13 protein-coding genes are annotated in these 15165 nt (G+C 35.8%); 12 read left to right on the top strand and 1 reads right to left on the bottom strand.

All coding sequences use genetic code 11. The features are described 5' to 3' along the window. Positions 1-21 precede the first annotated feature (21 nt). On the top strand, positions 22-5013 hold the full coding sequence (locus BLT95_RS03535; protein WP_089664761.1) for a translocation/assembly module TamB domain-containing protein: 4992 nt from the start codon (positions 22-24) through the stop codon (positions 5011-5013). Further along, positions 5003-7327 (top strand): BamA/TamA family outer membrane protein, encoded by a 2325-nt coding sequence (locus tag BLT95_RS03530; protein WP_089666836.1) that lies wholly within the window; start codon positions 5003-5005, stop codon positions 7325-7327. Before BLT95_RS03535 ends, BLT95_RS03530 begins: the two co-directional genes overlap by 11 nt. On the opposite strand, the gene upp is transcribed toward BLT95_RS03530, so the two are convergent. After that, entirely contained in the window at positions 7324-7983 is a 660-nt protein-coding gene (gene upp / locus BLT95_RS03525; RefSeq protein ID WP_089664760.1) for a uracil phosphoribosyltransferase, read from the bottom strand. The genes BLT95_RS03530 and upp overlap by 4 nt on opposite strands. A gap of 196 nt (positions 7984-8179) precedes the next feature. Between upp and BLT95_RS03520 the strand changes: the two genes are divergently transcribed. The 10 genes from BLT95_RS03520 (at position 8180) to BLT95_RS03475 (ending at position 15010) form a co-directional block, all read left to right on the top strand. Then, positions 8180-8590 (top strand): VOC family protein, encoded by a 411-nt coding sequence (locus BLT95_RS03520; protein ID WP_089664759.1) that lies wholly within the window; start codon positions 8180-8182, stop codon positions 8588-8590. Continuing rightward, positions 8566-8928, top strand: a complete 363-nt coding sequence (locus BLT95_RS03515; protein WP_157718008.1) for a nuclear transport factor 2 family protein — start codon at positions 8566-8568, stop codon at positions 8926-8928. Before BLT95_RS03520 ends, BLT95_RS03515 begins: the two co-directional genes overlap by 25 nt. A 57-nt stretch (positions 8929-8985) precedes the next feature. Beyond that, positions 8986-9621 (top strand): DinB family protein, encoded by a 636-nt coding sequence (locus BLT95_RS03510; protein ID WP_089664757.1) that lies wholly within the window; start codon positions 8986-8988, stop codon positions 9619-9621. Between the two features lie 117 nt (positions 9622-9738). After that, positions 9739-11142, top strand: a complete 1404-nt coding sequence (locus BLT95_RS03505) for an MATE family efflux transporter (RefSeq protein WP_197676991.1) — start codon at positions 9739-9741, stop codon at positions 11140-11142. 69 nt (positions 11143-11211) lie between these two features. Then, the gene (locus BLT95_RS03500; RefSeq protein ID WP_089664756.1) at positions 11212-11832 is read left to right on the top strand and encodes a hypothetical protein; all 621 of its coding nucleotides are present in this window, start codon (positions 11212-11214) and stop codon (positions 11830-11832) included. Positions 11833-12138: 306 nt separating this feature from the next. Further along, entirely contained in the window at positions 12139-12597 is a 459-nt protein-coding gene (locus BLT95_RS03495; protein WP_089664755.1) for a universal stress protein, read from the top strand. 108 nt (positions 12598-12705) lie between these two features. Then, positions 12706-12909 carry a dodecin family protein gene (locus BLT95_RS03490; protein WP_089666834.1) on the top strand — a complete coding sequence of 68 codons (204 nt, stop codon included), beginning with the start codon at positions 12706-12708 and terminating at the stop codon, positions 12907-12909. Positions 12910-13232: 323 nt separating this feature from the next. Continuing rightward, positions 13233-13874, top strand: a complete 642-nt coding sequence (locus tag BLT95_RS03485) for a chemotaxis protein CheB (protein WP_157718007.1) — start codon at positions 13233-13235, stop codon at positions 13872-13874. Beyond that, on the top strand, positions 13849-14211 hold the full coding sequence (locus BLT95_RS03480) for a hypothetical protein (protein WP_089664753.1): 363 nt from the start codon (positions 13849-13851) through the stop codon (positions 14209-14211). Before BLT95_RS03485 ends, BLT95_RS03480 begins: the two co-directional genes overlap by 26 nt. A 340-nt stretch (positions 14212-14551) precedes the next feature. Beyond that, complete coding sequence (locus tag BLT95_RS03475) at positions 14552-15010, top strand: cold shock domain-containing protein (protein ID WP_089664752.1); 459 nt, start codon at positions 14552-14554, stop codon at positions 15008-15010. The last annotated feature ends 155 nt before the right edge of the window (positions 15011-15165 follow it).

Below are 15165 nucleotides of genomic sequence, written 5' to 3'. Positions count from 1 at the left end.
AGATTTTCTAAAATTGAATAATTGAAAAGAAACAAAAGAATATTTTTTAAAACTCTAAAAGTACTGGGAAAGATTCTCCTTGGGATCATTGTTTTCCTTCTTTTGATCATTCTCTTTGTTCGTAGTCCCTGGGGGCAGAATATTATCAAGGACAAGTTTATTTCTTCTGTTGAAAAAAAGACCGGAGCGTATATAGAACTGGATAAGCTATTTATTCAGTTTAACGGGAATATTCAGGTAGACCAGTTATATATTGAAGATCCACAGGGAGATACTATTGTTTATGCTGAAAGTATCTCTGCCAATATTCCATTCTGGCCTATAATAAAAGGTAATAGTTTTAGTCTGGAAGAGCTGGATGCTACAAATTTAAAAGCCAGAATTTTCCGTAAAGATTCTATTCGTGGCTTTAATTATGAATTTTTGCTGAATGCTTATGCTTCAGACACTACTCATACAACTACTGTAAGTGACACTAGTGCCGCTCCAATGGAAATTAATATTGGAGATATCAATCTGAAGAATTTTGATATTACTTATAAAGACGATGTATCTGGTATAGATTCCAAGTTTAAATTCGATTTACTACAATTAGAGTTTACTGAAACTGATCTTGAGAACATGGTTTTTAAAGCGAACGATGCCATTTTAACCAATGCTCAGGTAAATTATGTACAAACCAGGCCTTTTCCAGAAAGTGATTCTGAACCCTCGCCGATGCCGGTGTTTGAAATTTCAAATATCGAGTTTTCTAATGTTAGTGGAATTTACAATTCTGAACCCGATTCGCTATTCACTAATTTCCAGATCGCTAAATTAAATCTGAGTGCTTCAAGGTTCGACCTGAAAAATAATGCGATTCTTAGTAACTCCATCCTGCTGGCCAATTCTGAAGTTGATTTAAGGATGAAGCAACAAGCTACTACTGCGCCTTCAAATAATGTTGAAACTTCGTCTTCATTTGAATGGCCAAATTGGAATGTGGAAATTGGTAGTATCGATCTCAATGATAATGATTTTGATTACATGGTGAATGGAGCCGACGTTAAAAAGGGAGTGTTTAATGCTGATGCTATTAGCCTGGAGAGCCTAATATTTAAAGCTGAAGACATTGCATATAAACCGGGTGAGGCTAAGACAACTATCGATAAACTTCAATTTAATGAAGGCTCAGGAATTGAAGTGAATAAATTAAATATCCAGGCATTGGTAACAGATGAGCAAATGAATTTTTCAAACCTGGATGTTGCGGTAAATACCAATAGTTTATCTGGAAACCTCCATATTACCTATAATTCTCTCAATGATTTTATGGAGAACCCGGGAACTGCCAGCTTGAATCTCAAGCTCGAAAATGTATATTTCAATGTTAGTGATATTTACCGTTTTCAGCCAGATTTACGAAATAATGAATATATAAATTCTCTGGCTGGATCTCCATTACGCGGAAACTTAAACGCTTCGGGAAAACTTGATAATCTAGATCTTAAATCACTTAATTTAAAGTGGCGCAACACCAGTTTATCCGGAAATGGAAGCCTTGTTAATTTACAGGATCCTGAAAATTTAAATTTCAATCTGCCCTATGTCCAGATGAACTCTAAACGCAGCGATCTCCTCAAATTTGTGAAAGAAGAAGATCTTGGTTTAAAATTACCGGAAACAATATCGCTTAAAGGTAGTTTCGCCGGAAATGCCAGTGAGGTACGAACAAACTCTCTTCTCAATACTTCAGATGGAAGCCTGAAAATAGATGGCGATTTCGCGATGGGAGATCAAATAGTATTTGATGCAGAGATCCAGGGAGATAGTATTTCGCTTGGAAATCTATTGCAAAATAAGGCTTTGGGAGATATTCAACTAAATATTAAGACTACCGGGAAGGGTAGCTCTATAAATGATCTCAATGCAACACTGGATTCTGAAATAACTACTTTTTCCTATAAAGATTATGAGTTTAGATATATCGATATCAATGGAGCCCTGAAAAATGGAAAAGGTTCGGTTAATTTAATTTATCAGGATACCAATCTGGATATGGAAGCTCAAACCCAAATCGAGTTAGATTCGGTTTCTCCACGGTTTGATTTTAATGTATATATGGATGGTGCAGATTTGGGGAATTTAGGCATCACCCAAAAGAATATAAAAACGGGTTTCACATTAGAGGGCTGGTTTGAAGGTAATTCCAGTGAATTTGAGATGGAGGCCAAAATCATCGACGGGGTAGCCGTTTATAATAATAAAACCTATTTATTGGGTAGTTTTGACGCCTCTGCATTTGTGCGAGAAGATACCACCTCGGTCAAGGTAGAAAATAGAATACTGGATTTAGATTTGCAGTCCAATGCCAGTCCATTAGCTTTTTCTGAAGCGATTAACAGGCATTTTAAAAGATATATAACAGAGAATTACCAGGAAGATTCTATCACTAATCCTGTAAATCTTAAATTAAATGCCAGGATAAGTGAAGCGCCCATACTAAACGAAGTTTTTGTTGTAAATCTTGAAGAACTGGATACTGTAGATGTAAATGTTGACTTTAGGGAGCTTGATCGCGAGCTTGATGCTTCGGTATCAATTCCGTACATCAATTTCTATAGCAGCCAGATTGATAGTTTACAACTAAATATGCAATCGGATCCCGATAACTTAAAGTTTGATCTTGCATTTAATGAATTAAATGCCGGTCCGCTAGCGATCAAGAGAACAGATTTGCAGGGAGAGGTATTAAACCGAAAGTTAAACCTGGATTTTTCCTCTTTCTATGAAGACGAACAAATTGTTCATGTAAAATCTGAACTAAACTTTCAAGGGGACACCCTGGAATTCCATGTAGATCCACAGGATCTTATCCTGAACAAAAATCAATGGAATATAGATACTGCTAATAAATTGAGCTATGGAACAGAATATTTGAGTTTCTCTAATTTTAGATTGTTCAGGGAAAACCAGGAAATGATACTTAGCAACGCGAAACCGGGTGTGGAAAAAGAGCATTTAAGTCTTGATTTTAAAAACTTTAAACTGGCAGCTTTACTGAATTATCTGAATCCTGAAGATCAATTAGCAACTGGGTTTCTAAATGGTAATATTGTTTATGAAGAACCATTTGGCAAAACAGGTATTCTCGCAGATTTGGCTATCAATGAGTTTAAAGTAATGAATGTAGATCTAAACACTTTAAGCCTTAAAGGGAACTCCAGCGGTTTTAGTGATTATGATTTTGAAATGGCCATAAAAGGTGGTGAAGTAGATCTGGATCTTACCGGTACCTATGCTGCTGCTGAACCTTCAGCTATACTGGACATGAATCTTGACCTTAATAAGATTAAAATGTCTGCTCTTGAAGGCTTTTCCCAGGGAGAGATAAAGAACGGAAGTGGAAGTTTTTCAGGAAATATTACGCTAAACGGTACTTTATTAGAACCAAAGTATGAAGGTAAGCTTGACTTTAACGATGCTAAATTCAATATTGCGATGTTAAATGCAGACTTTGTCCTTCCAGATGAAAACCTAAGACTGGATAACGCCGGCGTTTATTTTGAGGACTTTAATATCAATGATGCCAACAATAATTCTGTAGTTGTAAATGGTGAAATAATTACCACAAGCCTCTTAAACCCTGGTTTCAATTTAGACATACAAGCCAGTGATTTTAAATTACTAAATTCTACGGAAGAAGATAACGACTTATTCTATGGTAGTGCAGTAGTAGATGTGGATGCTCAAATATCTGGAGATCTTAATTTACCAAAGGTAGATATGGATATCGATATTAAGGAGAGTACAAATTTCACCTACGTGGTACCTGAGACAGAATTACAAATTAAGGAACGTGATGGAGTGGTGATCTTTGTGAATAAAGAAGACCCTGATGCTATTCTTTCTCAAACCGAAGAAGAGTCTTATGTAATTTCTGGATATGATATTTTTTCCAGAATTTCAGTAGACGAAGGGGCAACCTTTAATGTGATCATCAATGCCGAAACCGGAGATAAATTTCAGGTTCAGGGAGAAGGAGATCTTATCTTCAATATGTATCCCAATGGTCGTACAGCTTTAACTGGTATCTATGAAGTTAATGATGGTTTTTATGAAATGAGCCTTTACAATCTTGTTAAAAGAAGGTTTGAGATCGCAGATGGAAGTCGTGTTTCCTGGGCAGGAGATCCTTTTGATGCACAACTAGATGTGAGAGCTATTTATAAAGTAGAAACATCGGCTTCTTCACTTATGGCAGCACAAACTTCGGCAACTGGAAACAGGGATAGATTTAGACAGGAAATCCCATTCCTGGTCTATCTGAATATTGATGGAGATTTGATGGAACCAAAGATTTCATTTGGTCTGGATATGCCTGAAGAAGAACAGGGAGTAGCAGGAGGAGAGATATTTGGCAGAGTTCAGCAACTAAACAATCAGGAACAGGAATTAAATAAACAGGTGTTTTCATTATTGGTCTTAAACCGTTTCTTTCCAGAATCGGGTAGCGATGGTAGTAGTGGAGGTACCATGGCCGTTGCCAGGGATAACCTAAATTCAGCTTTATCAGATCAATTGAATATGCTTTCCAGTAAACTTCTTGGAGAAAGTGGAGTTCAGCTAAATTTTAATGTAGATAGTTTTACCGATTATCAAGGAGAAAGCCCGGAAGAAAGAACTCAACTTGGCATAAGCGCTCAAAAAGCCTTTCTTGAAGATCGATTAGTGGTGGAAGTTGGGAGTGAGGTAGATGTGCAGGGCGGAAGTCAGCAAGGGCAGGCGGCAAGTCCTTTAATAGGGAATGTAAGTATTTCTTACTTGCTGGATGAAGACGGAGTATGGCGTTTAAAGGGTTTTAGTAAAAGTCAGTATGAAAATGTGATCGATGGGCAGCTTGTGGTTAGCGGAATTGCTCTAATTTTCACAAAAGAATTCAACAAATTTAAGGAGATGTTCGAGAAGGCCGTGATGGAGAATGTGAAAAATGAAAAGGCTAAAAAAGAAGAAAGTACAGGAGATGAAAATTAAAGATCTTAGCATATTATTTATTCTTATAGCACTATTCCAGGCCTGTAGTGTGGAGAAGTTTATCCCTGATGATGAATTTTTGTATACCGGAGCTGAAATTAAAATAGATTCAGATACCACAATTACAGATAGACCACAGTTAAGAACTGAGCTTGAAAATGTACTGCGGCCAGAACCGAATACGCAGGTTCTGGGAATGCGTCCCGGACTTTATTTCCATTATAAATCACAGCGTGAAAAGCCAGGCTTTATTAATAAATTCCTGAACAAGAAATTTGGGGAAGCACCAGTTTATCTATCTGATGTAGACCTAAAGAACACCGAAGATCTTCTTTTAAACAGATTAGAAAATCGTGGGTTTTTCTACAGCAGAGTGAGCTCAGATGCAGAGACGAATGAAAATTCAAAAACAGCCTCCACATCTTATACGCTTACAGTACCAGATCCATACACCATGGAAACCTATCAGTTAGATTCAGATACTCTGCTGGTTTACCAGGATATAAAAAAAGATATTGATAAAACCTTAATGAAAGAAGAAATGCGTTTTGATCTACCCAAATTGAAACTAGAACGGGAGCGTATAGACATCAATCTCAAAAAGAAAGGCTATTATAATTTTAACCCCGGATTTTTAATTTTTGAAGCTGATACTAATCAATATGATCAGAAGAAATTTGATCTATTTTTAAGACTGAAGAAAGATGTTCCTTCAAAATCGGTAATTCCCTATCAAATTTCAAATGTAAATGTCTACCCAAATTATAATATTGATGAGGATTCAGTCACTAAGAATTATAAAAGGTATAAAGACAAAAACTATTTTCAGGAAGAACTTCTTTTTAAACCGGAATATTTAGATCCTTATATTCTAATTGAAACAGGAGACACCTACGATCCTGAAGTCTCACGAAACACCAGCAGACGTCTTGGCACTATTGGTTCCTACAAATTTGTGAATATACGCTATGATGAGATTGATACGCTGGCAACCGATAGTATAGGATTGCTGGAAGCCAATATATTCTTGTCTCCGCTTAAAAAAAGAGCAATAAGAGCAGAATTACAGGCTGTGACAAAATCTAATAGTTTTGCAGGCCCACATCTGGCACTTTCATTTTTAAACAGGAATTTATTTAAAGGAGGAGAAAGTCTTAAAATATCTGCCAATTTAGGTTATGAATTTCAAATGGACTCCGGAGGAAGTCTACCTGGTAGCAGCTCACTACAGCTGGGACTCACAAACGATCTAATTATTCCACGATTATTATTTCCTGTAAAATTCAGCAAAGACTTTTTTAAATATGATATTCCAAAAACCAAAATAAGCCTCGGAGGAGATTATCTAAGGAGAAGTCAATTATTTACACTGGCCTCGCTTAATGCATCTTTTGGTTATTTGTGGAACGCCAATAGATATGTGTCTCATGAGTTTAATCCAATTAGTCTTAATTATGTTAGTCTAACTGATGTCACGACAGAGTTTGGTAAAATTTTAAAAGCGAATCCATTCTTGGAAAGCAGTTTTGACCAGGAATTTATAGCTGGTCTTACCTATTCTTTTATTTATAACGGACTCATAGACGGAAATAAAACGAATGCTTTTTTCCTGAATGCTAATGTTGATATTGCCGGTAATTCGATGAGTCTATTGGGCAAAGAAGCCGAAGATGGGAAAAAGGAAGTTTTTGGTCTGGAGTATGCACAATACGCCAAACTGGATTTGGATTTAAGATATCATTTGAGGTTAGGCAACCAACAGGTGATCGCCACACGTTTATTTGCAGGTTATGGTCGTCCTTATGGAAACTCAGAGGTGATGCCGTTCAGCAAACAATATTTTTCTGGCGGACCTTACAGTGTAAGGGCATTTAGAACAAGATCCTTAGGCCCCGGGACATTTAACCCGGCAGAACCAGATCAAATTCCCGATAATCCAGAAGAAGAAATTAGTAATACAGGTTTTCGCGATCAAACCGGAAATATTCGTTTTGAGGCCAATGCCGAATATCGATTCCCCATCATCACCTATTTGAATGGTGCTTTTTTTGTAGACGCCGGTAACGTCTGGACTTCTAACGCAAAGCCCGAAACAACCAATTTAAACGGAGACGGTTCAGGAAAATTTGAGTCAGACTTCCTGAATGAACTGGGAATAGGGGCTGGAGCAGGATTACGAATAGATATTCAGAGTTTTGTAATAAGGTTTGATCTGGCGTTTCCAATGCACGACCCAAGAAAACCTATAGGGGATAGATGGGTAAACGATTTTGGCAATCCCGTATTTAACTTTGCTATTGGGTATCCCTTTTAGTGCTGGAGTTTACTACCAAAACAAAGATCACCCGCATCTCCCAGTCCCGGAACTATATAGCCATTATTGTCAAGTTCATGATCTATGGTGGCAATCCATAATTTAGAGTTCTCTGGAAATTCAGTTTTAAGATATTCAACACCTTCCATTGAAGCAATAACGGAGACAAGATGAATTTTATCGGGTATCCCCATTGGTTTTAATGCATTAAGAACATTGCTAAAGGATCTTCCGGTCGCTAGCATGGGATCTGCCAGAATAAGCGTTTTTCCTTCAAGAGAAGGAGAGGCAAGATATTCGACGAGAATTTCAAATTTTTCATCATTATCTGGATGATGTCTATACGCCGAAATAAAGGAGTTTTCAGCATCATCAAAATAGTTCAATATTCCCTGGTGAAGCGGCAATCCTGCCCTAAGAATAGAGCAGATAACCAGTTCATTTTCAGGTAAGAGAATTTTCGATTTTCCAAGTGGCGTTGTGATTTCGGCTGTCTCATATTCAAGCTCCTTACTTAGCTCATAGGCCATGATCTCACCCAGTCTCTCAATATTCCTGCGAAAACGCATCCTATCTTGTTGAATGCCGGTATCTCTCAACTGGGATATGAATTTATTAGCTATAGAATTAGTCTTGAGTATTTCTTCAACCTGCATCGCGATAATTTAAGATTTCAATATCAAATTTAAGACTTTCACTTCAGAACAGAAATTTAGATAAGCATAGAAGTATTTCTTTCTTATAATCAAAAGTTTAGGTTTCACTGCAATATGTAGTAGCCTGGATCAAAAATTGAGATATTTTAAAAATATTAATGTAAATTTATAGGACAACGAACTAATAATCAGAATTATGCTTAGAGATTCAAAAGCATTTACGACCTATTCTACTAATAAATTTGACATTTCAAAAAAATTCTATCAGGAAACACTTGGTCTAAAAGTAAATGAAAATGAGATGGGACTTCTTGAATTAGAGTTGGTAAATTGTTCGGTATTAATTTATCCCAAAGAAGATCATACTCCTGCTGCTTATACAGTGCTTAATTTCTATGTTGCAAATATTGAGGAAGAAGTTGACCTACTTACAAAAAAAGGAGTTCAGTTTGAAAAGTACGATGGTGAAATTAAAACCGATTCCCGGGGGATTTATAAGGGGAAAGTAGGGCCTGAGATTTCATGGTTTAAAGATCCTGCCGGTAATATATTATCGCTTATACAAAAGGGAAATAAAAGTTTATGGCAAAGAGAGAAAAGTTGTTAATGGAGTTGAACAATGCCTTTGCTAAATGTGATACAAAGTTTTTAGCAGATAATGTGACTGATGATATCATTTGGAACATAGTAGGTGAAAAAACGATTTCTGGAAAAGAGGAGTTTGAGAAATCACTGGCAAGGATGAAAATTGGCGGACCATTGAATATTGTAGTAACTGATATGATCACCCATCAAGCAAAGTCTGTAGTTGAAGGGGTAGTGGAGTTTAATGTTGAACCTGGCAAGAAAAGAATGTATTCATTTTGCGATGTGTATATTTTTTCAAAGTCAGATAATAAGGTGAAAGAACTTAGAACCTATGTCACCCAGATAAAAAAAATATAAGAAACATGAATTTACAGGTAGAATCATTTATTTATAAAAACTCTTAATTATTTAAATATGAAAACATTAATAGCATTTTTAAGCTTTGTATTTTTTGGTGCAATTTACATTGGAAATAATATTTGCACCAGTAACGAAAGCTCCTGCCCGGAGCAGAAGGTGATTGAAAACAAAATTGATGTATTTGAATATTTAGACGAAACTCAGGAAGCATTAATTGAAAGCACCCAGGATCTGTCTGAAGAACAAATACAATATAAATCAGATGAAAATAGCTGGTCTATTGCTCAAATTATTGAACATATCAATATTGTAGAAGGATCTTTAAAAGCATTGCTGGAGAACAAGATAAAGGAAGGGATACCAGATATGAAACCTGAAGTTAAAATGAGCGATGAGGAGATCGTTGGTTTCATTACAGACAGGTCTCAAAAGATTCCTACTCAGGATCAATTTCAGCCATCTGGGAAATTTATGAGTGCTGAAGAAGCTTTGGAATCTTTTAAGGATCAAAGGGAAAATATCGTTGACTGGCTCAAAGATTCAGATATTGATATGAGAGCATTTGCAAATGAATTCCCTTTTGGAACGATAGACGGTTATCAAACGGTTCTATTTATGGCTGGACATACAGAACGTCATACAGTACAGATAGAAGAAGTTAAAAACAACCCTGATTTCCCTTCGGAATAAATATATGGGATTAAAAAATACAAGTCAGGAGTCATAAATGTTTGGGTCCTGATTTTTTTTATGGCTATTAATGGGTCTGCGCATTGATAATTACATTTTAATTTAAAAAACCTCAAGTTGAGCTGGCTAAATGACCTAAAGAAGTTTCTTAAACTTCTAAAACTGGCTATTGTAGGACAGGAGCAGGATTACACTAAAATTAATATCAAACGTGCAATTTTGTTACTATCGGTTCCAATGATCTTAGAAATGATCATGGAATCTTTATTTGCTGTCGTAGATATCTTTTTTGTAGGAAGACTTGGCGAAGATGCACTTGCCACCGTAGGCCTCACCGAAGCGGTTGTGATTATTATTTATTCCATAGGAGTTGGGATTAGTATGGCTGCCACTGCCATGATCTTAAGACGTTTTGGTGAAAAAGACTATAAAACGGCAGGAAGTACCGCATTTCAATTATTAATTTTTGGAGGCTTTATTTCGGTTATTCTGGGAGTTATTGGGTGGATATATGCTGAGAATATCCTTAGGTTAATGGGGGCCTCTGAAAATGTAATTAAAACAGGAGCGGGCTATACCAGGATTATTTTCGCGGGAAATACAGCCATAATGTTACTTTTTCTTATCAATGGTGCATTTCGTGGAGCCGGATTACCACATCTTGCTATGCGAACTTTATGGTTATCTAATGGTTTAAATATTATACTGGATCCGCTTCTCATATTTGGTATCGGAAATTTTACAGGGTTTGGACTGGAAGGAGCTGCGATTGCCACCACCACAGGTAGAAGTATTGGGGTACTTTTCCAGTTATATCATTTATTAAATGCCAAGCATAAGTTAGTTATTCTCAAAGAGAATATGATCTTTCAATTAAAGACCATTAAAAAAATAATATCAATTTCTATTGGAGGGATGGGGCAGTTCCTGATAGACTCTGTAGTCTGGATCTTTCTTACCAGAATTGTTGCTGAATTTGGAAGCAGTGCGGTAGCCGGGTTTACCATCTCCTTTAGAATCTTAATGTTCAGCCTTATGCCGGCATGGGGACTATCTGCTGCTGCGGCTACTTTAGTAGGGCAGAATATGGGAGCTTTTAAGTTGAAGAGAGCAAAAATATCGGTATGGCTTACAGCAAAATATAATGCCTGGTTCCTGGGCTTTGTTACCCTATTATATGTATTATTTGGAAACATCTTTGCATCATGGTTCACTCCAAATGAGCAGGTACAGCAAATAGCTTCGATGGGGCTAAAAATCGTGGCCCTGGGTTATATTTTCTTCGGAATTGGAATGGTTATGGTTCAGGCATTTAATGGAGCAGGGGACACCAAAACGCCCTCATATATCAATATAGCTATTTTCTGGTTTTTGGAAATTCCCATGGCTTATTTTTTAGCTGAATATTTTCATCTTGAGATGCTGGGAATCTTTATCTCTATTGCTTTTTGCCATTCATTACACGCTCTGGTTAGTCTATGGTTCTTCAGAAGAGGAAAATGGGCTGAAACAAAAGTTTAGTTATAGTTTTATAACATTTAAATTTTGGCTGTATTTTTGATATATTACAAATGCCATAAGATTAAAACGATGCGTTCTAAATTACTTTTTATTCTTTTTTTGAGTATAGGCCTTACGGGATTTTCGCAAATTGAAATTCCGCGAACAACGAATACCGGGCCCATTATTAAAGCTGAGGAATCAAAATCTACAGGATTTCCAATTCTCAAAAGAGAGGATACCGAAACCGAAAGTAGATTTCTTAAAGAAAAACCTAAGCCTATAGACCTTAGAGATAACCCCAATGGTTTAATGACAGAGGCTGATGTTATTAAGAAAAGATGGGCTAAGGATAATGAGATCAAAGAAGAGTTTAGAAAGGATCAAAGTCTGGGCAATGTAGTTACGCAGGGCAGATTTGTAGAGGTTTATTGCAGGGATCATCAGTATATAGACGGGGATAAAGTTCAGATTTTTGTGAATGGAGAGCTGGTAGCCGCTAGTGTTAGGCTTAATGCCGGTTTCACCCCAATTTTAGTCACTTTACAGGATGGATTTAATAGTATTGAATTTGTCGCTCTTAATCAGGGAAGTTCCGGACCTAACACCGCCGAATTACGTGTTCTAAGCGAAAAAGGAGAACAGTTAGCTGTCAAAGAATGGAATCTCTTAACGGGGGCAAAGGCTGAACTAATAGTAGTGAAGAATTAGAAAATTATAATTTCTAGTTATTTTGAATAGAACCTCAAAAGTAGCTCCTATATCAATTTTAATTATATACTGGTCTACTTCAGATTAGAATTCACTTTTTAGAACTTTTAGATTATAGCATCTTCCAAATATTCATGATCTTTTTTGAATATTTAAAACTTAAACCATTGAGGAGGTCAGAATTGTTAAAGAACGAAATTTGTCATATTAGGTTTAGTTCTTTAGCCAGATTTATGGCATTCTAGATTAAATCCAATAAATTTTCTTTCACAATTTTCATTAACTTAGAAGGACTAATATTTTGATATGAAAAAAGTTCTTATTGGCTTAGATTATAATCCAAATTCAGAAAAGGTAGTTAGAGAAGGATATGAACTTGCTAAAAAGCTGGATGCTGAAGTCTGTTTAATTCACGTTTTGGCAGATGTAAGTTATTATGGAGTTAATTATCCTAGTTTTATGGGGTATGAAGGTTATAATGAACTGGCTGTAGATTTGAATGTTATTTCAGAATTAAGAGAGGTAGCTCGAAATTTTATGGAAACAGCCGCAGGACATTTAAATGATCCTAAAGTTTCTACCCATATGGCGGAAGGGCCAACTTCTACCGCTATTCTGGCGTATGCAGAAGAATGGGGAGCAGATATGATCATTCTTGGAACTCATAGCCATTCTGTCTTGGAGAAAGTTCTAATGGGGACAACCGCCAGCCATATCCTTGAAAGGACAAAGATCCCGGTTTATTTATTACCCATTAAAAAATAAGACACTCAAATCCCACGCACCTATAATCTTCTGTTAATCATTTGAAATACAATAATGTAATAAGTATATTCCTTTTATTATTAAATGTTTAACTCAAAAAATAAAATTATGGGAATCGTAAAAATCATTGAAGTTATAGCAACCTCAGAGAAAAGTTTTGAAGATGCAACTCAAAATGCCGTTAAAGAAGCGGCTAAATCTATTAAAAATATTAAATCTGTTTATGTAAAAGAGATGAAAGCTCACGTAAATGGTGATGCTATAACCTCTTATGCGGTAAATGCCAAAATTTCCTTTGAAAAGAATGCGTAACCGAAATTAGCGGATTTTAATTAAAAATTCTTTAGCCAAAGGATCAGAATTTATTAGGATCTGGCCATTTCCATCATACTGAATAGTTCAAATTATAATTTTCACAGGTGTGTATTGGATAAATTAAATTTACTAATGGTAACGGTAGATAGAAATTGTAAAATCCAGGCAGAGAATTTAGTGAAATCAATAGAATATAAAAATGGCCGGAATAGTTTTCCGGCCGTTTTTGTTTCTGTAATTATAATATAGTTTTAACTTATATAAGTACTATTGGTTTTGCTTATTTCATAAATTAATCCCTGTTTCAAATCAATTTAATCTTGGAAGAATATAGGATATTTACTATTGGAGCTTCTGCTGGTGGAAGAGTGGCCATTGAAAAAGTTTTTGAGAAAATTCCGGCAGGTATAAATGCATCATTTCTTATTGTGGTTCATTCATCATTTGATATGATTTCAAGCTTTTCTAAACATTTGAATCAAAAAATAGCTCTGGAAGTTTTGGATGCCCAGGAAAATATGAAAATTGAAACGGGTAAAGTGTATGTAAGTGCATCTAATCAACATATGGTAATAATGAATGAGAGAATTTCCAATTCTAATGGCCCCAGGGAAAACCTTTTTCGTCCTTCCATTGATGTTCTATTCAGATCTGCGGCGGTAGCTTTCGGAAATCGAAATGTGGGAATATTACTTTCAGGGAGATTAAATGATGGCACCGTTGGACTGGAAGCTATAAAAAAATGCGGAGGATTAACTATAATCCAGGATCCGGAAACAGCTGAATATTCAGGAATGCCCTTAACCGCTCAGAAATTCGTAGATATAAACCAATGTTTGAATTTAGAGGAGATAGGAAATTTTATTGTCGATATTGTAGATAAACCATTACCGGACAAAAAAGACATTCCGTATTCTCTAATCAGAGAATCAGAGATTGCTACAAATCAGAAGTCAGATTAAAACTGAAGATTTTCTTGGAGAGAAAGTTGCCCTTAGTTGTGCTAGTTGTGGCGGGCCATTGTGGAAGATTAAAGAAACCAATATTGAACGATATCGCTGTCATGTGGGACATTCCTTTTCTCAGGAATCACTTCTATTAGCTCAAAACGAAAATCTAGAGGAAACTCTATGGGTCTGTCTTCGAACTCTGGAAGAAAAGAAGATTCTTATGTTGAATATGTCGGAAAATTTCAAAAATAAAGGCTCCAATCAAATTGCCCGATCCTATTCAGATAAGATCAAAGAAGTTGACGAGCATATAGACAGGTTACGACAATTGATGGATATCAGAGATTAGGAAAATGAACTAGCAACTAGAACTGCCAGTAGTCTTTTAAGAAATGAAATTTTGGAGTTTTAACTATTGATAGACATGATATAGAGCAAGTATTGATATTGCAGATGTTTTCGAGAATTTAATTGGATACGAATAAATTTTACAAGTCTCAGCATTAAATCTTTTATTATCTCGTTGCTATCACTATCTTTACAAAAATTTTGATGCAGGCTAAAATTAGCCATTGCTCTCTCTGAATTAAACCTTCAAAAGATAATCTTACACATTAAATTTTCCTGGTATTCGTTTAGTTGGTTCAAAGTATCAAAATTTGAAACGAATAGTAATTAAAATTTAGTGAATGGCAAGATCCGGACAAACCCAAAACAAAAGAGAAAAAGAAAAAAAGAAGCTTAAAAAGCGTAAGGAAAAAGAAGCTAAAAAACTGGAGAGAAAAGAGAACTCTAACAAAGGTGGTTCTTTTGAAGATATGATCGCTTATGTAGATGCAGATGGGAATCTAACAGATACTCCACCAGATCCATCACAAAAAGTAGAAGTTGAAGCTGAAAATATTGAGATCGCTATCCCAAAGAAAGAGGATAGAGAATATGACGAACCTGAAACAGATACCGAAGGAAAAGTTTCATTTTTTGATCATTCTAAAGGTTTTGGATTCATTATTGGGAAAACGACCGGTGAGAAATATTTTGTACACGTAAGCGGTCTTATAGACGAAATAGACGAAAATGACAAGGTAAGCTTTGAACTTGAACAAGGTATGAAAGGGCTTAACGCTGTACGAGTTAAGCAGATCTAAAAGTCTTTTCTTTTAGTTTAGTAAACTATAAATTATCCTGAATCGTAATTTATTGAAAATTAATAGATTATTGTGATGCACACTGAACATTTAAATGTACATTTGCGTTGTTAAAATAATTTAGTTTTCTTCACTTAAGTAAATCCGTTCAGGAT

It is taken from the genome of Gramella sp. MAR_2010_147, assembly GCF_900105135.1.
Classification (GTDB): Bacteria; Bacteroidota; Bacteroidia; order Flavobacteriales; family Flavobacteriaceae; genus Christiangramia.
The sequence above is the reverse complement of the archived record's forward strand: the minus strand, read 5'-3'. Positions and strand labels throughout refer to the sequence as shown.

Bases quoted from the DNA above. Each gene is read 5' to 3' on its own strand.
- BLT95_RS03530 (WP_089666836.1), top strand. From the start codon at position 5,003: ATGAAAATTAAAGATCTTAGCATATTATTTATTCTTATAGCACTATTC.
- upp (WP_089664760.1), bottom strand. From the start codon at position 7,983: ATGCAGGTTGAAGAAATACTCAAGACTAATTCTATAGCTAATAAATTC.
- BLT95_RS03520 (WP_089664759.1), top strand. From the start codon at position 8,180: ATGCTTAGAGATTCAAAAGCATTTACGACCTATTCTACTAATAAATTT.
- BLT95_RS03515 (WP_157718008.1), top strand. From the start codon at position 8,566: ATGGCAAAGAGAGAAAAGTTGTTAATGGAGTTGAACAATGCCTTTGCT.
- BLT95_RS03510 (WP_089664757.1), top strand. From the start codon at position 8,986: ATGAAAACATTAATAGCATTTTTAAGCTTTGTATTTTTTGGTGCAATT.
- BLT95_RS03500 (WP_089664756.1), top strand. From the start codon at position 11,212: ATGCGTTCTAAATTACTTTTTATTCTTTTTTTGAGTATAGGCCTTACG.
- BLT95_RS03495 (WP_089664755.1), top strand. From the start codon at position 12,139: ATGAAAAAAGTTCTTATTGGCTTAGATTATAATCCAAATTCAGAAAAG.
- BLT95_RS03490 (WP_089666834.1), top strand. From the start codon at position 12,706: ATGGGAATCGTAAAAATCATTGAAGTTATAGCAACCTCAGAGAAAAGT.
- BLT95_RS03475 (WP_089664752.1), top strand. From the start codon at position 14,552: ATGGCAAGATCCGGACAAACCCAAAACAAAAGAGAAAAAGAAAAAAAG.